We start from the raw sequence: 24,806 nt of genomic DNA, 5'->3' as shown, positions 1-24,806 counted from the left end.
GTTATTTTTGAGAAATTTCTAACGTCAGATACCAATCCTTATGCGATCCTGTTTGCAGCCTTCCTGGTTGTGGAAAGCGGCCCCTGGGCAATTTCCTTCAAAATGGCCGAGAGGGTCCCGGCCCATGCTTTTTCTTCTTTGGGTGTGGTGATGAGATCGTTGCGGATCTCGATCATCACCGCGGCAAGCCCTTGCGCCGACGCATGGCGTTCAAGCGTGTAATAGACCCGGTCGGCGGGCGAATAGGGCTCATTGATGCCGACGCAGTATTGATCGAGCGCCTGCAGGCCCGCAATCAGCGGTGCGGCAACCTGATCGTAATCATCATGGATGATGCCGATGTGCCAGGGCCGCTCGACCCCGCGATAGACCGGCGTGAACGAATGCACCGCCACATAGACCGGTGCCGGAAAGCCCTTGCGCGCGCGGTCCCGTGCCAGTTCTTCGATGGCCGCATGATAGGGCTGATGCGACAGCGCGATGCGCCGCTGCCTTTCCGCAGCATCGAGCGCCGTATTGGCGGGCACCGTGGTCAATTCGCTCGTGGCCGGGATGAGATCGGGCGCATCGAGCGGCCGGTTGCAATCGATGATCAGCCGCGAGACACAGGATTCAACCAGCGGCGCATCCAGCAGCGCTGCCATCCCCTGGCTGACCCCCAGCGCGCCTGGGTCCCAGGCGATATGCTTTTGCAGATCGTCCGGCTCGAGGCCGAGACGGCCATAGGGCGCGGGAATGTGGTTGGAAGCGTGATCGCAGAGAATGACAAACGGCGAGCCACCATCGGGGTTGGATACCCGGACCGGCTCCCAGACACTGTGCGTGGCCTGCGATAATCCCATTTTGCCCTCTTCGGCAATTTGTACTTTGTATTACATTTTGTATTTTTATTTCCACTCACGTATGATTTGATACACAAGTCACAAAATTGTCAAATGCGAAAATTGCGTTTCTTGACTTTGACCGAAAGAAGTTTGATGGGAACAAGCATTTCCGAACTGATCAGCGAAAAAATCGATGCCATGTCGACGTCAGAACGCAAGGCCGCGCAGACCCTCATCGCCAACTACCCGCTGATCGGCCTGCGTACGGTGGCGGAGTTTTCGGCGCAGGCGGGGGTCAGTTCGCCGACGATCCTGCGTTTCGTCTCGCGTCTCGGCTTTCAGGGCTATCCGGAGTTCCAGCAGGCCCTGCAGCAGGAGCTGGCAGCCCAGATCCAGTCGCCGCTCAACCGCGCGACAATCATTCAGTCATCCAAGGGCAGCGCCGCTTACCCCCTGATGGAAGCGGCCATCGAGAACATCCGTGAAACGTTTCACCATCTCTCGACGCAGCAGCTGGACGATGCGACGGAGGCGCTCAGCCGCACCCGCACCCATGTCTATCTGCTCGGCGGCCGCTTCACCGATCCGATCGCCATCTACATGGCGGCGCACCTGAAGATCATCCGTTCCGGCGTCACCCATCTCACCGGCCAGGAAAGCAACTGGCGCGACCAGCTGATCGACATGGGCAGGAAGGATGTCCTCGTCATCTTCGATATCCGCCGTTATCAGGACAGCCTCATCCGCTTCGCCGAGAAGGCGCAGGCGCGCGGTGTCGAGATCGTGCTGATCACCGACCAGTGGCTGTCCCCCATCGCCCGCTTCGCCCGCCATGTCATCGCCGGGCGCACGGCCGTCCCCTCGCCCTGGGACTCCTCCACCACGCTTTTCCTGATGGCGGAAACCCTGATCGCCGGGGTGACGCACAAGCTGCAGAACAGCAGCGCCGAACGCATCCGCGACATGGAACAGTTGCGCGATGGCTGAGATTGTCATTGCCCGGCAGGCACATTGATATACAAATGCTCACCCGGGCTCTGGGCCTGCGTTCGAATCGAATAAAGCAAGGACATAATCATGCAGCAAGCTGACATTGGATTGATCGGCCTTGGCGTCATGGGTGCCAATCTCGCGCTCAATATTGCCGAAAACGGTTATCGCGTCGCGGTGTACAACAGGACGGTGGAGAAGACCCACGCCTTCCATCAGGAAGCGGGCACCCTCAAAGACAAGATCATTCCCTGCGAAACGCTGGAAGACCTGGCCAAAAACATCCGCGCACCCCGCCCGATCATCCTGATGGTGAAGGCAGGCGACGCCGTCGATGAGCAGATTGCGGCGCTGAAGCCCTTCCTTGCCAAGGAAGACATCATCATCGATGCGGGCAATGCCAACTTCCACGATACGGTCCGCCGCCTGAAGGAACTCGGCGCCAACGATCCGACCTTCGTCGGCATGGGCGTTTCCGGTGGTGAAGAAGGCGCACGGCATGGCCCGTCGATCATGGTCGGCGGCACGCCCGAATCCTATGCGCGCATCGAACCGGTCCTGACAGCCATTTCGGCGAAGTATGAGGGCGAATCCTGCGCCGCGCTGCTCGGCCCCGATGGCGCCGGTCACTTCGTCAAGACGATTCACAACGGCATCGAATATGCCGACATGCAGATGATCGCCGAAATCTACGGCATCCTGCGCGATGGTCTCGGGCTGTCGCCGGTTGAAATCGGCAAAATTTTCGACAAGTGGAACAAGGGCCCGCTGAATTCCTACCTGATCGAAATCACCGCCAAGGTGCTCGCCGCCACCGACACGGAAACCGGCAAGCCGGCCGTCGAGATCATCGTCGACAGCGCGGGCCAGAAGGGCACCGGCCGCTGGGCTGCCATCGAGGCGCAGATGCTCGGCATCCCCGCAACCGGCATTGAAGCGGCGGTTGCCGCGCGCTCGATATCCGCGCTGCGCGGCGAACGCGCCAAGGCGGCCAAGGCCTATGCCTCGCTCGGTACGCCCAAGCTTGCGGGCACGGACCAGTCCTTCATCGACGCACTCGAACAGGGCCTGCTGGCCGGCAAGATTGCCGCCTATGCGCAAGGCTTTGCCGTCATGTCAGGTGCTTCGGCCGAGCATGGCTGGAACATCCCGCTCGACACCACGGCGAAAATCTGGCGCGCCGGCTGCATCATCCGTTCGCAATTTCTCGACGAGATCGCCTCGGCTTTCGCCGGTGGCGGCCAGGACAATCTGCTGCTGGCGCCATCCTTCGTCGAACGCATGAAGACAGCATCGACGGCGTTGCGCGATGTGGTTGCCAAGGCGGCCGTGGCCGGTCTGCCGACCCCGGCGCTTGCTGCCGCTCTCGGCTATTTCGATGGCTACCGGCAGGCGCGCGGCACGGCCAATCTCATCCAGGCGCAGCGGGACTTCTTCGGCGCGCACGGCTTCAAGCGCGTGGACAAAGAAGGCGATTTCCACGGCCCGTGGTCGGATGTCGGCTGACAATATCAAGCGCTAAAATGATTGCCTGAAACCGCCTCCGCCAACGGGGCGGTTTCTTTTTTGGGTTGATCACGGCGTTCCCCGCGCTCCGCTCGGCGGGGTGGCGTGAATGCGGCCCCAGGCCCGGCGCAACTGCCGCGCCGAGGCAAAACCCGTGCGCTCCGCCACCCCCTCCATATCCAGCCGCGTATGGCTGAGGATTTCCTGCGCCAGCGCCACCCGCAGGCGGTTGAGATAATCGGGAATGCTCATGCCGGCATGTTCGTTGAACAGCCGCGACAGGTGCCGCGGGCTGGTTGCGGCGATATCCGCCAGGCTTTCCAGCGTCCAGTGTTGCGCCGGGTCGGCGGCGAGCCGGTCCTGCACCCGGTGGATCGCCGGGTGGATGTGGTTGCGTCCGTCCAGCCATGGCGACCATTGCGGATCGCTGCCGCTGCGCCGGAGATAGACCACCAGATAGCGCGCGACAGCCACCGCGCAGGCCGGACCGGCCATCTCGCTGACCAGATGCAGCATCAGGTCGATACCCGCCGTGATCCCCGCACTCGAGTAACGGTTGCCGTCCTCGACATAGAGCCGGTTGTCCAGCACCCGCGCCGTCGGCACCAGCGCGCGCAGCTCGTCAACCGAAGCAAAGTGCGTGGTACAGATGCGGTCATCGAACAGGCCGGCACGCGCCGCCAGCAAGGCGCCGGAGCAGATCGTCACCAGCGTCTGGGTTTCCCCCACATGCGCGTTCAGCCAGGCGACAATGTCCCCATCGCGGTGTCCATGCGCCTCCGCCCCGCTGCTCGCCGCCGTGTCCAGCAGCGTCGTGGTATCGCCCGCCAGCATGATCATCGCATCATCCGGCACATGGTCGGGCAACGGCTCGATGCCGCTGATGGTCAAGCCGATGGACGTGGTGACATTGGCCAGCGGGCCGACATAGCGCACGTCGAAATGCACCGCGCTCTGTTCCAGATTGGCCTTGCGCAGCACCTCCACCGGTCCGGCAATGTCCAGCAGCAGCGCCCTTGCGGGCACCACCACCAGAACATCGATATGACGGGATTGCTCGGGCTTCATGCAGCCAGCGCCTGCCCCGCCCCGTTCAACGCCTCGTCGACCGTCACGATCCGGGCAAAGCGCCCGGCCAGCACCAGATCGGTGCGGGCACGGATCTCGTCGGCACTGAAGGTGCGCCCGGCGGCATTGGTCATGGCGAAGGTCAGCGTCGCCTCGGAGACGTAATCGACGGTATAGCCGAGATCCGAGGCATGGCGCGTGGTGGTCTCGCAGCACTGTTCGGTGCGGATACCCGACACCAGCAGCTTGCGGATACCGTTCTCGGTCAGCCAGATATCGAGCCCGCTGCCGACAAGCGCACTGTGCCGGGCCTTGTGGAACACGACATCGGCTTCGAGCGAAACCGGCGCCAGCGGCTTGATGAAGCCGGAGTCCAGTGCAAACGGGCCATCGCCGTCGACATGGAAAATCTGGATGACCGGAAGGCCGGCAGCCTTGGCGCCATCGATCAGCCGCTGGATATTGGCAATGAAAGCCTGTGCTTCGGCTTCGTTCCAGTAGGCGCGCTGGCGGAACGATTCCTGCACGTCGATGACGATAAGAGCGGTATCTGCGGACATTTCTGGCATCTCCTGTGTGTTGATATCCCAACAGTACAACGCGATGCAATCGGCAGATACGCATGCAGCGGACGAGAAGCGGACAAAAAAGGACATCGATCGCATTCCTTGCACTTCCATATGGTGCGTGGTTCGACAAGCTCACCATGAGGGAAGTGGAGGATTGCAGGGAACTGTATTCTGCAACATTGCAGAATTGGCCTTGCAGCCAACTCCCTCCCTCATGGTGAGCTTGTCGAACCACGCACCAACTCCATTGCGAGCGTTGTCAAAGATTAAAGAACCATGCGCGCTCACTGTCTCCGCCACGGAGACAATCCATCAAGCGGCGGGCAGCTTCCGCGATGGCATCCGGCATTCCATATGTGAGGCAACACAGTGCAATCCATGGCCCAGTGCAAAAGCACCGGGCGGAAGGGACGGATATGTCGACGCATTCCTATCAGCACCGCATCCATGCGGCGCAAACCTCGAACAGCCCCCTGTTCTTCGTCTTTCATGGAACGGGCGGCGACGAGAACCAGTTCTTCGATTTCGCCCGCCGCCTGATCCCGTCAGCCGGTATCGTCTCGCCGCGCGGCGATGTCTCGGAACATGGTGCCGCGCGCTTTTTCCGCCGCACCGCCGAGGGCGTCTACGACATGGACGATCTCGCCGTGCGGACACGGACCATGGCGGATTTTGTCAAAGCCCATAAGGACGCTGCCAATCCATCCGACGTTGTCGGTCTTGGCTATTCGAACGGCGCCAACATTCTTGCCTCGGTCATGCTGGAGCAACCAGAGCTGTTTGACGCGGCCGTCCTGATGCATCCGCTGATTCCGTGGACACCGGCGCCGCAGCCGAAACTGGCGGGAAAGCGCGTGCTTGTTACCGCCGGGCAGCGTGACCCGATCTGCCCGCCCGACCGCACGCAGGCGCTGGCGGATTATCTCGCCGCACAGGGAACCGACGTGACCATCGCCTGGCATCCCGGCGGACATGAAATCCAGCAGAGCGAGATTGGCGCGATCCAGGAATTCCTCGCCCGCTAAACAAAAAGCCGGCCAAAGGGCCGGCTTTTCCATTCAGGCGGAGAACCGCAGCGACACGGGAATGATCCGCATCGCCCGCGACGAGCGGCGGCCTTTCGGCGTCAGCAGGCCCTTGGCGCCATCCAGATGCCCCGGCTTCAATTCAAGCGCGAGGAAGCGGCGGCGTTCGACCGGACCCGGCATGGCAAGCCCTGCCGTCTTCGCGCCGGTGAAACCGAAGCGTTCGTAATATTCGGGATCGCCGACCAGGATGATGGCGCCGTGGCCGAGCCGGGTGGCTTCCTTGATCGCATGGCGCATCAGCGCCGAACCGATGCCGAGATCCTTCGATGCGGGATCCACGGCAAGCGGTCCGAGCAGCAGCGCGCGCACGCCCTTGCCCGCCGCGTCATGGCCGGCCTGGATGTCCCAGAGCCGGACCGTGCCGAGCAGCGCACCGCCCGCGCCGCGTGCGGAAAAGGCAAGGCCTTCCGACGGCAGGCGGCCGCGGCGCAGCTTTTCCGACGACTTGCGGCGGCGGCCCTCGCCCATGGCGCGGTCGAGCAAATCTTCGCGGGCCTTCTCGTCCTGCGGCAGTTCGTTGACGATGGCATAGGCACCCGCGCCGGCGAAATACAGGCCGTCGGGTACCAGGTTCTGTTCGATGTTTTCTGCTGCGTCCATTGTCTCGACCAATCGTGTCATGTGCGTGTCACCGCTGCCCGGCGCGTTGCCGGGCAGAACGTTTCAACCGGGCTTGAAGCCGGTTTAGATGACGTATGATCGGAGTGGTTCGAAGCCGTTGAAGGCCACCGCGGAATAGGTCGTGGTGTAGGCGCCTGTTCCCTCGATCAGCACCTCATCGCCGATGGTCAGCGAAATGGGGAGCGGATAGGGGTTCTTTTCGTACATCACGTCGGCGGAATCGCAGGTCGGACCGGCCAGCACGCAGGGTTCGCTGCGATCGCCATCCCGCGGGGTGGTGATCTGGTAGCGAATGGCTTCGTCCATGGTCTCTGCCAGGCCGCCGAACTTGCCGATGTCGAGATAGACCCAGCGGACATTGTCGTTATCGGCCTTCTTGGAAACCAGCACGACTTCCGCCTTGATGACACCGGCATTGCCGACCATGCCGCGGCCGGGTTCAATGATGGTCTCGGGCAGGCGGTTGCCGAAATGCTTGCTCAGCGACTGGAAGATCGCCTGGCCATAGGCCTGTGCGGTCGGCACATCCTTGAGGTAACGGGTCGGGAAACCGCCGCCCATATTGACCATCTTCAGCGTGATGCCTTCCTTGGCCAGCGCGTCGAAAACCTGCTTGGCATCGCCCAGGGCACGGTCCCAGGCAGCCAAGTCCGTCTGCTGCGAACCGACATGGAACGACACACCGTAGGATTCGAGGCCGAGCTTCTGCGCCGCGCGCAGCACGTCGACAGCCATGGCCGGCACGCAGCCGAACTTGCGCGACAGCGGCCATTCGGCGCCGGCACCATCGGTCAGGACACGGCAGAACACCCGGGCGCCGGGAGCGGCACGGGCGACCTTTTCGACTTCTTCGACGCAGTCGACGGCGAACAGGCGGATGCCGAGTTCGAAGGCGCGGGCAATGTCTCGCTCCTTCTTGATGGTGTTGCCGAAGGAAATGCGGTCAGCCGATGCACCGGCATCGAGCGCCATTTCGACTTCGGCAACCGACGCGGTGTCGAAGTTCGAGCCAAGCGAAGCCAGCAGGCGCAGGATTTCCGGCGCAGGGTTGGCTTTCACGGCATAGAAAATCTTCGAGTCCGGCAAGGCCATCTCGAAATTATGGAAATTTTCGCGCACGACTTCGAGGTCGAGCACCATGCAAGGGCCATTCGGGCGTCGGGTATTGATGAAATCGAGAATGCGCTGTGTAGCCATCTTGGGTCTCCAATCGTGGCGGCACTTCCGGCCGCCTCAACAAGTCGCGATCGCAGGGGTTTCTCCCCCGTATGACCGCCAGGACAAAGTGCGTGAATCCATCTCGCGCGAAGCCAGCCTTTGGAGATGCTGGAAACACGGACAAGTTCATGCGGCGATGGATCTACGCTAAGCCAGCGTTGATCCGCTTTGTCTGCCTTGGTTTGGATGATGCCATCCGCACTACCGGCAATGAAGGTGTGCCTCTTCAGTAATTCCGGCTTATGGACAGCCGAAAGACACCAGAAAGGCCCGCACCGTCGTTGCTTCAAGATGTCCTCAGTCTGGCAGTAGGCCGTCAAACTGACTGGAGGGGTTAGTTCCAGGTACCATACCGTTTCTTCACCATAATGAAGATCGGCGGACACCCATGGGGCACGTGCGACTTTGGGCAAGGGCGATATAAGTCCAAACTTGTGTCCAATCAATGACAAATCTCGCATCTGCGAATTTTTTTTATTCATTGAACAAAGGGGGCCAAATCACATAGAATCATTGAACGATGAGCACGATTTCGCCCCTGAATGCCCTGCTGAATCTGCCTTTTCAGGCCTTTCCATCCGTGGAGGGCCCGCTGAGCGGCTGTACGCTCGCCGTCAAGGATATCTTCGATGTGGCCGGTTTGCCGACGCAATGCGGCAATCCGGCGAAAAATCACGAATCAGCCGCAAGTATTACCGCGCCGTCGGTGCAGAAACTGCTGGATTCCGGCGCCCGTTTCATCGGCAAGACGCAGACTGACGAGCTGGCGTTTTCGCTGATGGGGCAGAACAGCCACTACCCCTTTCCGGTCAACCCGAGGGCGCCGGACCGGGTAACCGGCGGATCGTCGTCCGGTTCCGCCTCGGCCGTGGCCGGCGGGCTGGCCGACATCGCCACCGGATCGGATACCGGCGGCTCGATCCGCGCCCCAGCGAGCTTCTGCGGACTGATCGGCCTGCGCACGACCCACGGCCGCATATCGCTTGCCGGCACCATGCCGCTTGCTCCCTCGCTCGACACGTTCGGCTGGTTCGCCCGCGACAGGGACCTCTACGGCAAAGTCGGCGCGGTCCTGCTCGGACCGGACGCGGAAAATTTCAAGCTCAACCGCCCCCTGTTCATCCCGCTGCTCGAACACTACCTGCTCGGCGAGGCGGAGGATGCGGCCTTCCGCGCCATGTACCGGCATGTCGCCGCCCATCTCGGCCACGCCAAGTCCGCCCGCCAGTCCACAGCCTCCATGGACGATCTCTATCTGTGCTTCCGGCAGATCCAGGGGTTCGAGGCCTGGGCAAGCCATGGCGCCTGGATATCGGCAGGGGATCGCCAGCTTGGCCCCGGCGTCAAGGACCGCTTCGACTATGGCGCGACCATCGATGCGCAGACCTATGAAGCACAGACCCGGCGGCGCGATCTCTTCCGCCGCGAACTTGCCGATGTGCTTGGGGATGACGGCGTCATGGTCCTGCCGACCGTTCCGGGTGCCGCGCCCATGGTCAGCTCGCCCTTCGACGAACTGCAGACCTACCGGGAACGCGCCCTGCACCTGCTCTGCCTGTCCGTCCTTTCGGGCTTTCCGCAGATCACCTTGCCGCTCGGCGCGGTGCATGGCGCACCCTTCGGCATTTCCTTGCTTGGCCCCAAGGGCAGCGACAGCGCCCTCATCCGGCTTGGCAGCGCCATCCTGTCCGCCGCGGAAGGAAACCACTGACATGGACACACTCACCCGGATGCGGGCCTATATCGATGTGGTGGAGGCGGAAGGGTTTTCGGCCGCAGCCCGGAAGATCGGCCGCTCCAAGGCGCTGTTGTCCAAATATGTGCGGGAGCTGGAGGACGAGCTCGGCGCGCTGCTGCTCAACCGCACCACCCGGCAATTCTCGCTGACCGAAGCCGGACACACCTATTACCAGCGCGCCAGCGAAATCCTGCGCGAGGTGGAAAGCCTGCAGGAAACGGTGCGTGAATCGAGCAGCGACATCAAGGGCCGCATCAAGATATCGGCGCCGCGCACCTTCGCCGATGCGGATATCGGCCAATGCCTGATCGACTTCTGCATCGCGCAGCCGGATATCATTCTCGACGTGCGCCTCGATGACCGGTTCGTCGACCTGGTCGAGGAGGGTTTCGATCTTGCCATCCGCATCACCCGGCTGCAGGATTCCTCGCTCATCGCCAAGCGCATCGCCCCCTTCGGCACGCTGCTGTGCGCCTCTCCCGATCTGATCGAGCGGGTCGGGCGTCCGACCCGCCCCGAACAGCTGGCGTCCCTGCCCTGCATCATCGATACCAACAACCGCTCGCGCAACAATTGGCAGTTTCTCAACGACAGCGGCCCGACGATTTCGGTTCAGGTATCCGGGCAGATGGAAATCAACAGCCCGCTGTCCACCCGCCGCGCCGTGCTTGCCGGGCTGGGGTTCGGCTCCATGCCGGATTTCATCGCCAGGCCGGATATCGAAAGCGGCAGGCTGGTCAGTGTGCTCGAGGAATTTTCGCTGCGCGATGGCGGAATTTATGCGGTTTACCCGCACCGCCGCTATCTCCCGGCGAAAGTGCGCGTGCTTGTTGACTATCTGGCAAAATGGTTCAAGGACAACCGCAGGGCGTGAATATGTTATATCGTCCCAATTTCGACACGTTCGGAATGTCCTTTGCGCTCATGTTACAGGCGGAATAATGCACCAAAGATTCGCGATTTTCATCGCAACCCTCGCAGCAGGCATGATGATCGCCTCACCGGCGTATGTGCACCCGCATGTCTTCGCCGAAGCGCGTCTCGATGTCACCATCAATCCCGACGGAACCGTGCAGAAACTCGGCCATGTCTGGCGTTTCGACGATCTCTTTTCCAGCACCGTCCTCGTCGAATTCGATAAGAATGGCGACCTGAAGCTGGACGAGAAGGAACTGACCGACCTCGCAAACACGATCAACGCGTCGATTTCCGAATTCGACTATTTCCAGACCGTGACGCTCGACAACAAGAAGGTCGTCATGGCGCCGCCGGAGCATCTGATCGCGGATTTCCAGAACAACCAGCTGTTGATCATCTTCGAGAGCAAGCCGAAGCAGCCGCTGAAGCTCGGCAAGGTCACCAGTTTCGGCGTCTATGATCCGACGTTCTACACCGCGATCGACTACGTCAATGACAGCGATATTCATGTCACCGGCCTGCCCGCCAACTGCAAATCCAAAGTGGTACGGCCCAATCCGGACGAGGCGATTGCCGCCAACCAGGCGACGCTGACCGATTCTTTCTTCAACGACCCATCCGGGACCAACATGTCGAAAATCTTTGCGACCAAGCTGGAAATCGACTGCCCGGCAAAAGGATAAGATGATGCGGAAAACAACCCTCGTTTGTGCCCTGATTCTCGCAGCGCTGTTTGGCGGCCACGCATGGGCGCAGACCTCGTCGCTCGGTATCGGTTCGAACGAGGTGGCGATGCAGCCGACCGGGCCTTTCGCTGAAATCATCCTCTGGATCAACATCCAGCAGCGCAATTTCTACCTCGCCATGACCCATGCGCTCAAAGCCATGCGCGAGGACCCCTGGCAGGCCTCGGTGCTTGTTGGCCTCTCCTTCCTCTACGGCATCCTGCATGCGGTCGGCCCCGGACACGGCAAGGCGGTGATCTCCTCCTACATGCTCGCCAACGAGACCACGCTGAAGCGCGGCATCCTGTTGTCCTTCGCCTCGTCCATGCTGCAGGCCATCACCGCGCTGTTCATCGTCGGCCTGGCCTGGCTCGTGCTGCGCGGCACCACCGTGTCGATGAACGACGCAGCCCGTTACATGGAGATCGCCAGTTTTGTCCTGATCATCGCCTTCGGCCTGTCGCTGCTCTGGCGCAAGCTGCCGCTCCTGTTCGGCCCGCGCGTCGCCCATCTCATGCCGGAAAAGCACGATCACGGTTCGGTCCTGACCGACCACCACCACGATCATCATCACAGCCATGACGACGACTGCGGCTGCGGGCATGACCATCACGATCATGGCCACCACGATCACAGCCACGCGGCGCATGCGCATGATCACACCCACCACATGCATGATCATCACGATCACCATCATGCGGCGGGAGAAGTCTGCGCCACCTGCGGGCATTCCCATGCGCCTGATCCGGCGATGCTCGGCGGCGAGTTCAACTGGAAGACCGCATGGTCGGCCATCGTTGCGGTGGGCCTGCGCCCCTGTTCCGGCGCGCTGATCGTGCTGACATTCTCGCTGCTGAACGGGCTGATGCTCGGCGGCGTGCTCTCGGTCTTCGCCATGGCCTTCGGCACCTTCATCACCGTGGCGGTGCTGGCGACGCTGGCGGTGACGGCCAAGAATGTTGCCCTGAGGATTTCCGGCGGCGGCGCGCTTTCAACCCGCGTTCAGAACACCATCGAAGTCGGCGGTGCGCTGTTCATCGTGCTGGTCGGCGTGCTGCTGCTGACGGCGGCGCTGCGTTTTTAAAGGAAAGGCTCTAGTCCTTGCGGCGCTGGCTCCTGCCACGCAACCAGAACACCAGAAAAAAACCGACCACAAAGACAGCGGCAAAAATGCCTGCCAGCACCGGCGAGCGGGCACCCAGCGCGATCATCATGTTGGGCATGTAGAACGCGGCAAACCCGAAACCAAGCATGATACAGGCTGCGGCGATGGCAGCATTGCGGCTTTTGGGATCACTCACGGTCATTGTCTTTCCTGGGGCACAACTGTCGCAGCCTTTTTAGCCCCGTTGCGCCCGAACGCAAGCTCTAACCCGCGCGGAAATCCTCAAGCCGCCTGATCTGCAACCCGTCCGCATCGAAATTGTCCGGCGACAGCCATGCCTGATAGGCGGCTTTCAGCGCCGGCCATTCGCTGTCGATGATCGAATACCACGCGGTGTCGCGATTCTCACCCTTCTGCACCATGTGCTGGCGGAAAACACCCTCGAAGGTGAAGCCGAAACGCTCCGCCGCCCGCTTGGACGGCTCATTGGCATTGTTGCATTTCCATTCGTAGCGGCGATAGCCGAGCGTATCGAAGATATAGGAAGCGAAGAGATACTGCGCCTCGGTGGCCGCCGGTTTGCGCGAGATCAGCGGTCCCCAGTAGATGTTGCCGATCTCGATGACGCCGAACGTCGGGTCGATCCGCATCAGGGTCTGCCGACCCGCCACCTCACCGGATGCCTTGTCGATGACGGCAAAGAACAGCGGATCCTTGCTGGCCGAAACCTTTTCCAGCCACGCGTCGAATGCCGGGCGGTCGCCCGCCGGCGTTTCGAACAGATAGCGGAAACGGTCGGCCGCATCCGCAACGCTCGATGCCTCGTAGAGCCCGTCGCCATGCCTGGCGGCGTCCAGCGGCTCAAGGGTGACATAGCGCCCCTCGATGGTTTCGCGGGCGGGTAGAGGGCGCGGTGTCCAGTCTTTGAGATCAGTCATGCTAGAGCCTGTTTTGCATATGAGTATTTGACTCCATACAATCGGAACCGCACAAAGCAGAAGACATAAATTGTATGTGAGACAAGATAATGCTGCGTACCATCTCCGGTTTCGACCGTATCGGTGAAGAAAATGCCTTCGCTGTTCTCGCCCGCGCCACCGCCCTCGCCGCACAGGGCAAGGACATCATCAATCTCGGCATCGGCCAGCCGGATTTCAAAACACCCGCCCATATCGTCGAAGCCGCCATCAAGGCGCTCAGGGACGGCCACCATGGCTATACGCCGGCAACGGGGCTGCTTGCCGCCCGCGAGGCCGTGGTGCGCCGCACGCTGACCACAACAGGCGTCGAGGTCTCGCCGGAGAATGTCATTATTGTCCCCGGCGGCAAGGTGACCATGTTCGCCGCCATCCTGATTTTCGGTGAACCCGGCGCGGAAATTCTCTACCCCGATCCCGGCTTCCCGATCTATCGCTCGATGATTGAATTCACCGGCGCCACCCCGGTTCCCGTGCCGATCCGCGAGGAGAATGCATTTGCCTTCTCGGCTGAGGAGACGCTTGCGCTGATCACGCCCAAGACGCGGCTGCTGATCCTCAATTCACCCGCCAACCCGACAGGCGGTGTCACCCCGAAGGCCGAAATTGAAAAACTGGTCAAGGGACTGGAGGCGCATCCGCATGTCGCCATCATGTCCGATGAGATCTACGACGTGATGACCTATGACGGCGAGGAACATTTCTCGCTCCTGACCTTCCCGTCGATCCGCGACCGGCTGATCGTGCTCAACGGCTGGTCCAAGACCTGGGCGATGACCGGCTGGCGCATGGGCTGGTCGATCTGGCCGGACAGCCTTTATGACAAGGTGCGCAAGCTCGCCGTCAATTGCTGGTCCTGCGTCAACGCCCCCAGCCAATATGCCGGCATCGCCGCCATTGACGGGCCGCAGGACGATGTCGAAAAGATGTGCCGGGCCTTCGACAGCCGCCGCAGGATTGTCGTCGATGGTCTCAACAGCCTGCCCGGCATCAGCTGTGCCACGCCGAAGGGCGCGTTCTATGCTTTTCCCAACATCAAGCAGACGGGATGGCCGGCCAAGCAGTTGGCTGCGGCCTTGCTGGATGAAGCCGGTGTGGCGCTGATCGGTGGCCCCGATTTCGGCATTCTCGGCGAGGGCTATATCCGCCTCTCCTACGCCAATTCGGAGGAAAACATCCTGCGCGCCATCGAACGCATCGAACGGTTCCTCGCGAAGTAACGGATCAGCCGCGCAGCACGCCGCGATCCACCGATGCGGCTTTGACCAGGGCGAACACCGCCTCGCCCTGCTTGAGTGCAAGTTCGCTCGCCGATTTGCGCGTCAGCCGCGCAACGATGGTCTGGCCGCCAATGTCGAGCGTCAGGTCGCAGTCCGGCCCGTCATTGCCGGAGATGGCGGAAATTTTTGCCGGCAGGATGTTGCGCACGCTGATCGCCTGCGGCAGTGCACGGGCAATGGAAACGTCCCGCGCCCTTATCCGCAGCCGCAGCTTTGTTCCGGCGGCAAAGCCGAGTTTGGCGATCTGGAACCGCTGGCCGCCGATGTCGAGGGATGTCAGCCCGAAAGCCTCGTCGCTTGCCGTGACCACGCCCGTCACCAGAGCCCCGGCATCGTCATGGCTGCCGAGTCGCGAAAAGATCGCCTCGGCCGGTCCGCTCGCCGTGACCCGGCCGGCCTGCAGAAGCACGATCTCGTCGGCGAGCCGCGCCACCTCGTCGATCTCGTGGCTGACATAGAGGATCGGCAATCCGGTTTCATCGCGCAGGGTTTCAAGGAAAGGCAGGATTTCCTGGCGGCGGGAATGATCGAGAGACGACAGCGGCTCGTCCATCAGCAGCAGCGCCGGATTGGACAACAGGGCCCGCCCGATCGCCACGCGCTGGCGCTCGCCGCCGGACAGCAGTGCCGGTGCGCGCGGCTGCAGATGTTCAAGGCCGAGAAGCGCCACCACCCGGTCATAGGACAGGCCCGCGCTGCGCCGCCCCGCCCAGCGCGCATAGGTCAGGTTGTTCTTGACCGAAAGATGCGGAAAAAGCCGCGCATCCTGGAAGACATAGCCGATCCGGCGCTGTTCCGGCGGCAGATGGATGCCCCTGGCGCTGTCGAACAGTACATGATCGCGGATGGCGATCCGGCCCTTGGCCGGACGCGTCACCCCGGCGATCATTTTCAGCAGCGTCGTCTTGCCGGCACCGGATTCACCAAACAGCGCGGTAACGCCGCCGCCTGCCGTAAACGCGGCAGCGACGGGGAATGTCCCGACCTGCCCTTCAACGGAAACAATCAGCGTCTCGCTCATGCCCGCCCTCCGCTGAGCCGCCGCTGCAGCCATTCGGATGCAACCACCGCGACAATTGAAATCACCACGGAAACCAGGATCAGCCGCAGCGCGGCCACATCGCCATTCGGGCTCTGCAGCAACGAATAGATGGCAAGCGACAGGGTCTGTGTTTCACCCGGAATATTGGACACAAAAGTGATCGTCGCCCCGAATTCACCCAGCGCCTTGGCAAAGCCCAGCACCGCCCCAGCGAGAATGCCCGGCAGCAGGAGCGGCAGCGTCACCGTCAGGAACACCACGATACGCCCGGCGCCGAGCGAGCGCGCCGCCTCCTCGAGGCCGCGATCGAGGCTTTCAATGGAAAGGCGCATCGGCCGCACCAGCAGGGGAAAGGCCATGACGCCCGCCGCCAGCGCCGCACCGGTCCAGCGGAAGGAAAAGGTCAGCCCGAACACGTCATTTAAAAAGCCGCCCAGCATGCCGCGCGCGCCGAACCACACCAGCAGGAGATAGCCGGTGACCACGGGCGGAATGACCAGCGGCATGGTGATCAGCGCCTGCAACAGGCTTTTGCCCCAGAAGGAAAAGCGCGCCAGAATCCAGGCGAAAACGAAGGCAAAGGGCAGAGCGACGAGGATCGCGACCAGCGCGACCCTCAGCGACAGAAGAACGATGGCCCATTCTGTCTCACCCAGCACTGTCAGCCTGCCTTGTCAGATGCGCCGACGAAGCCTTTCGACTTGATGATGTCCTGGCCTTCATCGCTGGCGAGGAAATCGAGGAATGCCTTGCCTTCGGCCGAAGGCACCTTGCCGACCAGCGCGGCCGGATAGAGGATGGGCTTGTGCGTCGAACCGGCGAAACGATAGGCTTCGATCAGTTCGGGCGCAGCCGTATGGTCCGAGGCATAGACAATGGCGGAATTCGCCTCGCCGCGGCGCACGAATTCCAGCGCCGCGCGCACGTTCTCGGTAAAAACGGCGTTCTTGGCGACATCGTCCCAGACTTTCAATGTTTCCAGTGCGCTCTTGCCATATTTGCCGGCGGGCACGTTGCTGGGATCGCCCATGGCAAAGCGTCCGGCCTTCAGGATGGTTGCCGCATCGCCCTTGTCCGCCTTGGTGAGGATCACCAATGCATTGCCCGCAACGATCTTGCGCGACGGCTTGTCGATGAGATTGCGCTGCTCGAGATAGTCCATCCAGTCGAGATCGGCGGAAATGAAGATGTTCGCGGGCGCGCCCTGCTCGATCTGCTTGGCCAGCACCGACGATGCGGCAAAGGAGGAGGTCACTTTCGTGCCGGTCTTTGCTTCGAACTTCGCAGCCGCCGTTTCGACCACTTCCTTCATGCTCGCCGCAGCAAACACCGTTACCTTTTCGGCGGCAGAGGCACCGTTGGCACCCGCCATCGCCGCCAGAACCATAAAGCCCAGAATGAGAATTTTTTTCATGAGGTCCACCCCTGTCCACGAATCCACGGCGGTCTCACACCGGCCATGCATCCAGTTGCATACATAGAGACATGATGGTGGGTCCGAACAAAGCGCGCGCGACCCGGACGCTCTCAAAACCCTTGACGCAATGGCAGCCATCGACACTGCCCGGACGTCCTGACGAACCCTCGGCCCCGAGTCAGAACGCGTCAAACTAGACTGGAGTCGTTTGTCTTGTCGAGAGCAAAACACCCGCCTGTCGGGGCGGGTGTCTTCCATGCCGGTTCGATCGCGGTTACGCCTGCGGCGCGGGCGTTTTCACATTGGCCACAGTGGCCTCGATATGATCGATGAGATTGTCAGGCAGTTTCAGGCGTCCGGCCAGGAGATCGAGATAGCCGCGTTCCGCGCGGGTCTTGGCCTCGATGGCAAGGCGCGATGCCGTGTAGAGTTCGACCTTCTGCGCATCGGTGGCGGCGGCGGCAACCAGCGCGTCGACATTGACGGGGGCGTTCAGCTCCGTGGCCAGGAATTCCTGCGTGTCGCTGTTCATGCCGGAAAGCGAGAGCTTTTCGGCAATGCGTGCCCGTTCCGCCTCGTCCACATGGCCATCGGCGCGGGCAGCGGCTATCATGGCGCGCACCAGCACCAGCGCGAACTCATGCTCGCCCTGTGGCGCCGTTGCCGGATGGAAGCTTGAATCGTCGGGCGGCGGCAGCAGGTCCGGCTCCCCGGCCTTTGCCGTTTCGGCCGGTGCATTGCCCGACTGGTAATTCTGATAGGCCTTGTAGGCGAGCCCGGCCACGGCAGCGAGGCCGCCCAGCTTCAGCGCACCGCCGGCGATGTCGCGGCCCGTGCCTGTGCCCAGCAGCACAGCGGCCAGAGCGCCGGCAGCCAGCGGATTGTCCTTGGCCATCTGTGTTGCCTTGCCGGCCGTATCTCGAACGGAGGTTCCAGTTCCGGGAATACTGCTTCCCAGAAAATCATCAAGAATCTTCTTCGGGTCGAACATGCAAATCTCCTCATGGCTGCACGGATGCGTCCCGACCTAGTTAGGGTCGGCATGGCGTCATTGCAATGACAGATGGATTTTTTGTGATCAGGAGCCGATATGGTGCTTTTCGCCGCGCAGTTTGGCGAGTTTCACCTGTTTTTGCCGTTCGGCAAAGCGGGCACGGTCGGCGTCCGTCCGCTCGTGATAGCATTTCGGGCACGAAATGCCTTCCGCGAACAGCGGAGACAATTTGTTCTCCGGCGCAATCGGATTGCGGCAGGCGTGGCACAGCTCCGCCGCCCCTTCCACCAGGCCATGACCGACCGAGACGCGCTCGTCGAAAACAAAACATTCGCCTTCCCAGCGGCTTTCAGCGGCGGGCACGTCCTCGAGATATTTGAGGATGCCGCCCTTCAGGTGGACCACATCGTCGAAGCCCAGCCCCTTGACGAAGGCTGTCGCCTTCTCGCAGCGGATGCCGCCGGTGCAGAACATGGCGATCTTCTTGCCTTCCAGTTCGTCCCGGTGGTTTTCCACCCATTGCGGGAACTCGCGGAACGTCTTTGTCTGCGGATCGACCGCATTGGCAAAGGTGCCGATCGCCGTTTCATAATCGTTACGCGTATCGATGACGATCGTACCCGGATCGGAAATCAGGGCGTTCCACTCCTGCGCCGGGACATAGGTGCCGACGCTCTGGAGCGGGTCGATATCCTCGACGCCCATGGTGACGATTTCCTTTTTCAGCCGCACCTTCATGCGCTTGAACGGCATTTCGCTCGCGTGGGAAAATTTCAGTTCCATGCCGGCAATGGCCGGCTCCGCCTCAAGGAACGCGACCAGCCTGTCAATGGCTTCGGGCGTGCCGGCCACGGTGCCGTTGATGCCTTCGGCCGCCAGCAGCAGCGTGCCCTTGATGCCCGACCCGCAGCACAGTTGCGCCAACGGCTCCTGCAACGCCTGGTAATGTTCCAGCCGGGCAAAACGGTAGAGTGCTGCCACTTTGAAGGGCAAGTTTGCTGTGTGATCGGTCATGATCCACTGCAACTACTGCTCCTGAGCGATGATTTCAAGAGATTTGCAGCGTTTACTTATCCATTGCGCCCCAAGGCCCCGGATAATCCCTGGTGAACAGGTACAATTCCCGAGGGACTGAGAATATGTTTTCACAACAGGATATACGTGACATCCGCGACGAGGCGCAGCAGGCCGGGATCGAACCGGCGGTGCTGCTTGCGGTCGCCGAGGTGGAAAGCGGCGGCGTCTGCCTTTACCGGATCGATGGGCGCAGCGAACCGCCCATCCGCTTCGAGGGGCACTATTTCGACCAGCGTCTCTCTGGCGCGCAGCGGCAGGTCGCCCGCAGCAGGGGTCTTGCCAACCCTGCCGCCGGTGCGGTCCGCAATCCCGCATCCCAGGCGGCGCGCTGGCAGCTGCTGGAGGCAGCCATCGCCATTGACCGGCAGGCGGCGCTTGAATCCGTATCCTGGGGGATCGGCCAGGTCATGGGCGCGCACTGGAAATGCCTTGGCCATGACAGCGTCGAGGCGCTCGCCGCCGAGGCGCGCGCTTCCCTCAAGGGGCAGCTTCGTCTGATGATCCGCTTCATCGCGCACAACAACCTCATGCCCGCCCTGGTACGGCACGACTGGAAGAGCTTTGCCCGTGCCTATAATGGTCCAAAGTTCACACAGAACCGCTATGATGCCAAACTGGCCCTCGCCTGGCGCCGTTTTGCCGCGGCGGAATCTCGCGGCACCACAGCAACCGGTGGACAAAGCGGCCCGGTATGACTAAATCGATTGAACCCATCAACAGCGGAGAGTTTGACATGGCCCAGAAGACCGATTTGCTATTACCCGTTCTGAAGGGCCAGCCGGTTATCCCGGTCATTCTCGTCCACGACGTCGCCCATGCGGTGCCTCTGGCCCGTGCGCTGGCCGCCGGTGGCCTTCCGGCGATCGAGATCACCCTGCGCACGCCCGCCGCGCTCGACGCCATCCGCGCCGTCGCCAATGACGTGCCCGAGGCCATCGTCGGCGCCGGGACCATTCTCAATGCGCGCCAGTATGAAGAGGCCAGCGCCGCGGGATCGCGTTTCATCGTCAGCCCCGGCGCCACGCCGCAGCTGCTGAAGGCCGCCAGCGCCGGCAAGGTGCCTCTGCTCCCCGGTGCGATCACACCGGCGGAAATCATGGCCCTGCGCGAAGAAGGCTACACCATGCTGAAATTCTTCCCGGCCGAGCAGGCAGGCGGGGCGTCCTTCCTCAAATCCCTGTCGTCACCCTTTGCCGGTATCCAGTTCTGCCCGACCGGCGGCATCGGTGCTGGCAACGCCAAGACCTATCTCGATCTGCCGAACGTCGTCTGCGTCGGCGGCTCCTGGGTTGCCCCGGAAAATCTGGTTCAGGCCGGGAAGTGGGACGACATCACCAAGCTCGCCGCCGAGGCCGCCAAACTGGCGAAAGCCTAAAGCATCGTTCACCGGCATATGAAAAAGGGCGGCTCCGCAAGGGCCGCCCTTTTGTTTGACCCGTGAACGGGCGATCAGTTGGTTGCGGTGAACTTCGCAATCGACAGGAAAGTCACAGCCTTGCCCGTGAACTTGTTGGTGTCGGCCACCGGCAGCGCCTGCTGGAAGCCTGCCGTATACACCGTCGTCGGCGCAGTGCGCATGGCTTCGTTGCGCAGGACAGCCGGTTCGACGTTCGGCGATGTCTCGGCGACCTGCTGGCTGGACAGCGCCCGGTCCGGCACTTCCGAGGCAACCTGAATAGCCTTGGCGCCCTGGTTCTTGGCCGTCTGGCGGCGCGGCTTCGAGGTCTTGCCCGTGGTGATCACACCGCTGTCGAGCATGGCAACCGGATCGGCCGAACCGCCCGCATCCAGCATGGTGCGGCGCAGCGACGGCTGAGGCTCAGCCGATGCCAGCTGCGTGTTCTGTGTCGGCGCAGGCTTGTTGCGGACGACGCGGCCGCCCGTGGTTGCCGGCGCTGTCGGCATGGCCTGGGCCGGCTGGGCCACGGCAACGGCCGGTGCCTTGGCATGGGCGGCATCGGACCGCTTGATGATCGTCTCCAGATCTTCATTCGGAACCGGAATGACATCATGTTCCGACGCAGCGGCGACCTGTGCCTGCGCGGGCGGCATGGCCGGCCGCGGGTTCGGCACGACCGAGGCCACCATCATGTCGGTGCGCTTGGGACCGGACTGCGGCTTGTCGAAGGGAACGGGAACCAGAGCGTTGACCATTTCCGGCTGGGCCGGTGCGGGCTCATTGGCCGGGGTGTTCACATTGGCGGCGATCATGTCACGGATCGCACCGGCGCTGTCGGTCGGACGCGGCGTCGGCAGGGCTGCGACAACGGTCGACTGATCCTCGGCGAGCGCGTTCAGTGTGGCCGGAGCGCCCGCTTCAGGCGTCGGCGCATAATCCGGACGGCGCAGCGGCACGGGAACGACAAAGGCGAGCGCGGCATTGTCTTCCGGCGAGGCTTCGACCGGTGTTTCAGGCCGCGGCGCTGTCAAAGGCGCAGGCGCATTGCGGGTCGGCAGAGCCGGTGCAGCGGCCGCAGCCGGCGCTGCTGCAGGGGCGGATTGTCCGACCGCCACGCCCGGCAACGATGTTGCACCGCCGCCCTCGTCATCATCCGATGCAGCCGGCCGTGCGACACGGGCTACGCTGCGCGACGGGGTCGGCGCAGAGGCCACGGCAACGCTGCCTTCGCTGGAATCCTCCTCGTCGTCGGCACCGCCGCCGCCAAAGAGCATGCCGAACAGGGTCTTGCCGCGACGGCCGGAGCTGGAGGAATTGCTGGCAACCTGAACGGAACCGCCGCTGCGCTTGCGCGATTCATAGGCGGCAACGGCCTGTTCATAGCCGGGCAGCGGCTTGCCATCCGCAGGGATGTGCATCGTCTTGCCATCGGGGAACACGGCCAGCAGTTCGCGGCGGCTCATGCGCGGCCACATGCGGACATTGCCCACGTCCGTGTGGACGAAAGGCGAGCCGGATGTCGGGTAATAGCCGACGCCGCCAGCCTGGAATTTCAGCGCGGTCACGCGCAGGGTCGAGAGTTTCACGCCGGGAAGATACCAGTCCATCGCCTTGCCGAGCATGTGCTGGCTTTTCTGGGCGACGCCGCGGCTGCGCGAGCGCAGCATGGAATTGGTGGCCGGAGAGCGGTAGGCGGAAACCACGTGGATATAATCGGAGCCGCCGACAGCCTGATAGACCTGCCAGACCAGATCGAACAGGCGGGGGTCCATGTTCGTCGGTTCGTTGCGGCGCCAGTCGCGCAGGAAGCGGTTGAGCTTGTTCAGGCCGTCCTGCTGATAGCGTCCATTTTTCTTGAACGTGATTTCCGCACGTTCCTTCGTATGGATGAAATAGAGCTTGAGCGTGCGTGTCTCAGCGGAAGCCTGTGCCGATGCAAACAGCATCGAGCCGAAGACCATGAGGAACACAAACCAGCTGGCGCGTACAAAAGAACCTGCCGTCGATTTGCCGTTCTGTGCATGAATCATGTTTGACAATGTCGTCCCAACCTTGACCGTTTTTTCCAGTCCCCGAATATCTGGATTATCCGATTTAATGGTTAATGGTCACTTATTGAAGAACAAATACGTTGAGAGCATGGCAAAAACCCAGACGCGAAAAGCTGATTCAAGACATGGTCAACGGGTGGTTAACAGCACCATTAAGACCTTTTGGCGTGAGAATCCACCCTTCTTAGGTCTTACGCACGCACGTTTTGTAAACGCGGAATACGCAACTGGAACAATCGCCAATGGACTTTTAAGCTTTCGCTCGCCGAAACTATCCCTCATGATTCGCGTTTGAACAAGCGCTTGATTGCCAAAAAACGGTGCCAAAATGAAATTCGAAATCACGAACCACATGCCTTCCGGAAAGTCCGGCGCTGCCGCCGCCAAGGCGGAACAGACCGCTCTCGGCGTCCTGCCCGAGTGGAACCTTGCCGATCTCTATCCCTCGGCGGACAGCACCGAACTCAAGACGGACCTGCAAAAGGCCGATGCGCTGGCAATGCTCTTCGCCAATCGCTGGAAGGGCAATCTGGCCGCCGAAGCCGCCAAACCGATGGGCGGCACCTTTGCCGAAGCGATCCGCGAATTCGAAGCGCTGGAAGAACTGATCGGCAAGATCGTCTCCTATGCCGGGCTGGTCTATGCGGGCGATACCTCCGATCCGAAGCGCGCCAAGCTGTATGGCGACATCCAGGAAAAGATGACCAATGCCAGCGCGCACCTGATCTTCTTCAGCCTCGAACTCAACCGCATCGACGATGCAGTGATCGAAAGGGCGATGGACGGCAATCCCGCCATCGGCCATTACCGGCCCTGGCTGGTCGACCTGCGCAAGGACAAGCCCTACCAGCTCGATGACAAGATCGAACAGCTGTTCCATGAGAAGTCGATCACCGGGCGCGGCGCCTGGAACCGCCTGTTCGACGAAACCATGACGGCACTGCGCTTTGATGTCGACGGCGAGGACCTTGCGCTCGAACCGACGCTCAACATGCTGCAGGACGCCGACGGAACCGTGCGCAAGAAGGCATCCGACGCCCTGGCAAAGACATTCAAGGAAAATCTGCGCACCTTCACGCTGATCACCAATACCCTGGCCAAGGACAAGGAAATCTCCGATCGCTGGCGCGGTTTTCAGGATATTGCCGACAGCCGCCACCTGGCCAACCGCGTCGAGCGGGAGGTGGTGGACGCGCTGGCCGAGGCCGTGCAGGCGGCCTATCCGCGCCTGTCGCACCGCTATTACGCGCTGAAGGCCAAGTGGCTCGGCCTCGATTACCTCAACAACTGGGACCGCAACGCGCCCTTGCCGGAGACGCCGCAGGCGGTGATCCCGTGGACCGAGGCCAGGGACACCGTGCTGTCGGCCTATAACGGCTTTGCCCCGGAAATGGCCGATATCGCCCGCGCTTTCTTCGATAAGAACTGGATCGATGCGCCCACGCGCCCCGGCAAGTCGCCGGGCGCCTTCGCCCATCCGACCGTGCCTTCGGTCCATCCCTATGTGCTGCTCAACTACATGGGCAAGCCGCGTGACGTGATGACCCTTGCCCACGAACTCGGGCATGGCGTGCATCAGGTTCTGGCCGGTGATCAGGGTGCGCTGATGGCCTCAACACCGCTGACGCTCGCCGAAACCGCCTCCGTCTTCGGTGAAATGCTGACCTTCCGCTCGCTGCTGGAAAAAACCCGCGACAAGCGCGAGCGCAAGGCCATGCTGGCGCAGAAGGCCGAGGACATGATCAACACGGTCGTGCGCCAGATCGCCTTCTACCTGTTCGAGCGCCGGGTGCACACCGAGCGCGCCAATGGCGAACTGACCTCCGACCGCATCGGCGAGATCTGGCTGGATGTGCAGAAGGAAAGCCTTGGACCGGCAATCCGCTTCGGCTCCGGCTACGAGACCTTCTGGACCTATATTCCGCATTTCATCCATTCACCGTTCTATGTCTACGCCTATGCCTTCGGCGATTGCCTGGTGAATTCGCTGTACGCGGTCTACCAGAATGCCGATGCGGGCTTTCAGGAAAAATATTTCGACATGCTGAAAGCCGGTGGCACGAAACATCATTCCGAACTGCTCGCGCCGTTCGGCCTCGACGCCACGGACCCGGCCTTCTGGCAGAAGGGGCTTTCCGTCATTGAAGGCATCATCGATGAGCTGGAGGCGATGGACAACGCCGAATGAGTGCGCCTGCC

General features: G+C 61.9%; 24 protein-coding genes. 11 read left to right on the top strand and 13 right to left on the bottom strand.

The features are described from left to right. Nucleotides 1–38: 38 nt before the first annotated feature. A complete protein-coding gene (locus J1W56_RS06105; protein ID WP_223612449.1) occupies nucleotides 39–842 on the bottom strand; it encodes an N-formylglutamate amidohydrolase in 804 nt (267 codons plus the stop codon). Nucleotides 843–977: 135 nt separating this feature from the next. On the opposite strand from J1W56_RS06105, the gene J1W56_RS06100 reads away from it, so the two are divergent. Beyond that, nucleotides 978–1,811 carry a MurR/RpiR family transcriptional regulator gene (locus J1W56_RS06100; protein WP_223612448.1) on the top strand — a complete coding sequence of 278 codons (834 nt, stop codon included), beginning with the start codon at nucleotides 978–980 and terminating at the stop codon, nucleotides 1,809–1,811. Nucleotides 1,812–1,901: 90 nt separating this feature from the next. Further along, nucleotides 1,902–3,320, top strand: coding sequence for an NADP-dependent phosphogluconate dehydrogenase (gene gndA / locus J1W56_RS06095; RefSeq protein ID WP_223612447.1), 1,419 nt, complete (start codon nucleotides 1,902–1,904; stop codon nucleotides 3,318–3,320). Between the two features lie 69 nt (nucleotides 3,321–3,389). On the opposite strand, the gene J1W56_RS06090 is transcribed toward gndA, so the two are convergent. Further along, nucleotides 3,390–4,388: a GlxA family transcriptional regulator gene (locus J1W56_RS06090; RefSeq protein WP_223612446.1), complete on the bottom strand. Its 999-nt coding sequence runs from the start codon at nucleotides 4,386–4,388 to the stop codon at nucleotides 3,390–3,392. Further along, nucleotides 4,385–4,948, bottom strand: a complete 564-nt coding sequence (locus tag J1W56_RS06085) for an isochorismatase family protein (RefSeq protein ID WP_223612445.1) — start codon at nucleotides 4,946–4,948, stop codon at nucleotides 4,385–4,387. The genes J1W56_RS06090 and J1W56_RS06085 overlap by 4 nt, the downstream gene beginning before the upstream one ends. Nucleotides 4,949–5,373: 425 nt before the next feature. Between J1W56_RS06085 and J1W56_RS06080 the strand changes: the two genes are divergently transcribed. Then, nucleotides 5,374–5,982 (top strand): alpha/beta hydrolase, encoded by a 609-nt coding sequence (locus tag J1W56_RS06080; RefSeq protein ID WP_223612444.1) that lies wholly within the window; start codon nucleotides 5,374–5,376, stop codon nucleotides 5,980–5,982. 33 nt (nucleotides 5,983–6,015) lie between these two features. Here the strand turns inward: J1W56_RS06080 and J1W56_RS06075 are convergent, their stop codons facing one another. Together J1W56_RS06075 and odc2 are read right to left on the bottom strand one after the other, a co-directional pair. Continuing rightward, on the bottom strand, nucleotides 6,016–6,645 hold the full coding sequence (locus J1W56_RS06075; RefSeq protein ID WP_223613440.1) for a GNAT family N-acetyltransferase: 630 nt from the start codon (nucleotides 6,643–6,645) through the stop codon (nucleotides 6,016–6,018). Between the two features lie 84 nt (nucleotides 6,646–6,729). Continuing rightward, on the bottom strand, nucleotides 6,730–7,863 hold the full coding sequence (gene odc2 / locus J1W56_RS06070; protein WP_105731891.1) for an ornithine/lysine decarboxylase: 1,134 nt from the start codon (nucleotides 7,861–7,863) through the stop codon (nucleotides 6,730–6,732). A 541-nt stretch (nucleotides 7,864–8,404) separates the two neighbouring features. Between odc2 and J1W56_RS06065 the strand changes: the two genes are divergently transcribed. From J1W56_RS06065 to J1W56_RS06050, 4 genes are all read left to right on the top strand, one after another. Continuing rightward, nucleotides 8,405–9,595, top strand: a complete 1,191-nt coding sequence (locus J1W56_RS06065; RefSeq protein ID WP_223612443.1) for an amidase — start codon at nucleotides 8,405–8,407, stop codon at nucleotides 9,593–9,595. Between the two features lies 1 nt (nucleotide 9,596). Beyond that, entirely contained in the window at nucleotides 9,597–10,496 is a 900-nt protein-coding gene (locus J1W56_RS06060) for a LysR family transcriptional regulator (protein ID WP_223612442.1), read from the top strand. Nucleotides 10,497–10,608: 112 nt separating this feature from the next. Continuing rightward, on the top strand, nucleotides 10,609–11,223 hold the full coding sequence (locus J1W56_RS06055; protein WP_223613439.1) for a DUF1007 family protein: 615 nt from the start codon (nucleotides 10,609–10,611) through the stop codon (nucleotides 11,221–11,223). Between the two features lie 4 nt (nucleotides 11,224–11,227). Continuing rightward, nucleotides 11,228–12,349: a nickel/cobalt transporter gene (locus J1W56_RS06050; protein WP_223612441.1), complete on the top strand. Its 1,122-nt coding sequence runs from the start codon at nucleotides 11,228–11,230 to the stop codon at nucleotides 12,347–12,349. Nucleotides 12,350–12,359: 10 nt separating this feature from the next. Here the strand turns inward: J1W56_RS06050 and J1W56_RS06045 are convergent, their stop codons facing one another. Continuing rightward, nucleotides 12,360–12,572, bottom strand: a complete 213-nt coding sequence (locus J1W56_RS06045; RefSeq protein ID WP_223612440.1) for a hypothetical protein — start codon at nucleotides 12,570–12,572, stop codon at nucleotides 12,360–12,362. Between the two features lie 61 nt (nucleotides 12,573–12,633). After that, nucleotides 12,634–13,308: a GNAT family N-acetyltransferase gene (locus J1W56_RS06040; protein ID WP_223612439.1), complete on the bottom strand. Its 675-nt coding sequence runs from the start codon at nucleotides 13,306–13,308 to the stop codon at nucleotides 12,634–12,636. A gap of 89 nt (nucleotides 13,309–13,397) precedes the next feature. Here J1W56_RS06040 and J1W56_RS06035 point away from each other — a divergent pair, with 89 nt between their 5' ends. Then, entirely contained in the window at nucleotides 13,398–14,567 is a 1,170-nt protein-coding gene (locus J1W56_RS06035) for a pyridoxal phosphate-dependent aminotransferase (protein WP_223612438.1), read from the top strand. 4 nt (nucleotides 14,568–14,571) lie between these two features. On the opposite strand, the gene modC is transcribed toward J1W56_RS06035, so the two are convergent. The 5 genes from modC to trhO all read right to left on the bottom strand — a co-directional run bounded on the left by modC (nucleotide 14,572) and on the right by trhO (nucleotide 19,094). Further along, nucleotides 14,572–15,648, bottom strand: a complete 1,077-nt coding sequence (modC, locus tag J1W56_RS06030; protein ID WP_223612437.1) for a molybdenum ABC transporter ATP-binding protein — start codon at nucleotides 15,646–15,648, stop codon at nucleotides 14,572–14,574. Beyond that, nucleotides 15,645–16,334: a molybdate ABC transporter permease subunit gene (gene modB, locus J1W56_RS06025; RefSeq protein ID WP_404928119.1), complete on the bottom strand. Its 690-nt coding sequence runs from the start codon at nucleotides 16,332–16,334 to the stop codon at nucleotides 15,645–15,647. Before modB ends, modC begins: the two co-directional genes overlap by 4 nt. After that, a complete protein-coding gene (gene modA, locus J1W56_RS06020) occupies nucleotides 16,331–17,083 on the bottom strand; it encodes a molybdate ABC transporter substrate-binding protein (protein ID WP_223612436.1) in 753 nt (250 codons plus the stop codon). Before modA ends, modB begins: the two co-directional genes overlap by 4 nt. A gap of 277 nt (nucleotides 17,084–17,360) precedes the next feature. Further along, a complete protein-coding gene (locus tag J1W56_RS06015; protein WP_223612435.1) occupies nucleotides 17,361–18,077 on the bottom strand; it encodes a tellurite resistance TerB family protein in 717 nt (238 codons plus the stop codon). Between the two features lie 87 nt (nucleotides 18,078–18,164). Then, nucleotides 18,165–19,094 (bottom strand): oxygen-dependent tRNA uridine(34) hydroxylase TrhO, encoded by a 930-nt coding sequence (trhO, locus tag J1W56_RS06010; protein WP_223612434.1) that lies wholly within the window; start codon nucleotides 19,092–19,094, stop codon nucleotides 18,165–18,167. A 125-nt stretch (nucleotides 19,095–19,219) separates the two neighbouring features. Between trhO and J1W56_RS06005 the strand changes: the two genes are divergently transcribed. Next, nucleotides 19,220–19,852, top strand: a complete 633-nt coding sequence (locus J1W56_RS06005; protein ID WP_223612433.1) for an N-acetylmuramidase family protein — start codon at nucleotides 19,220–19,222, stop codon at nucleotides 19,850–19,852. Between the two features lie 38 nt (nucleotides 19,853–19,890). Further along, nucleotides 19,891–20,532 (top strand): 2-dehydro-3-deoxy-phosphogluconate aldolase, encoded by a 642-nt coding sequence (locus J1W56_RS06000; RefSeq protein WP_223612432.1) that lies wholly within the window; start codon nucleotides 19,891–19,893, stop codon nucleotides 20,530–20,532. Nucleotides 20,533–20,606: 74 nt separating this feature from the next. On the opposite strand, the gene J1W56_RS05995 is transcribed toward J1W56_RS06000, so the two are convergent. Then, the gene (locus tag J1W56_RS05995; protein ID WP_450091436.1) at nucleotides 20,607–22,502 is read right to left on the bottom strand and encodes a DUF882 domain-containing protein; all 1,896 of its coding nucleotides are present in this window, start codon (nucleotides 22,500–22,502) and stop codon (nucleotides 20,607–20,609) included. 457 nt (nucleotides 22,503–22,959) lie between these two features. On the opposite strand from J1W56_RS05995, the gene J1W56_RS05990 reads away from it, so the two are divergent. Then, on the top strand, nucleotides 22,960–24,795 hold the full coding sequence (locus J1W56_RS05990) for a M3 family oligoendopeptidase (protein ID WP_223613437.1): 1,836 nt from the start codon (nucleotides 22,960–22,962) through the stop codon (nucleotides 24,793–24,795). The last annotated feature ends 11 nt before the right edge of the window (nucleotides 24,796–24,806 follow it).

The sequence above is a fragment of the Phyllobacterium calauticae genome (assembly GCF_019991125.1).
In the GTDB taxonomy this organism is placed as follows: domain Bacteria; phylum Pseudomonadota; class Alphaproteobacteria; order Rhizobiales; family Rhizobiaceae; genus Phyllobacterium; species Phyllobacterium calauticae.
This window is presented reverse-complemented; position numbering and strand designations above follow the sequence as displayed.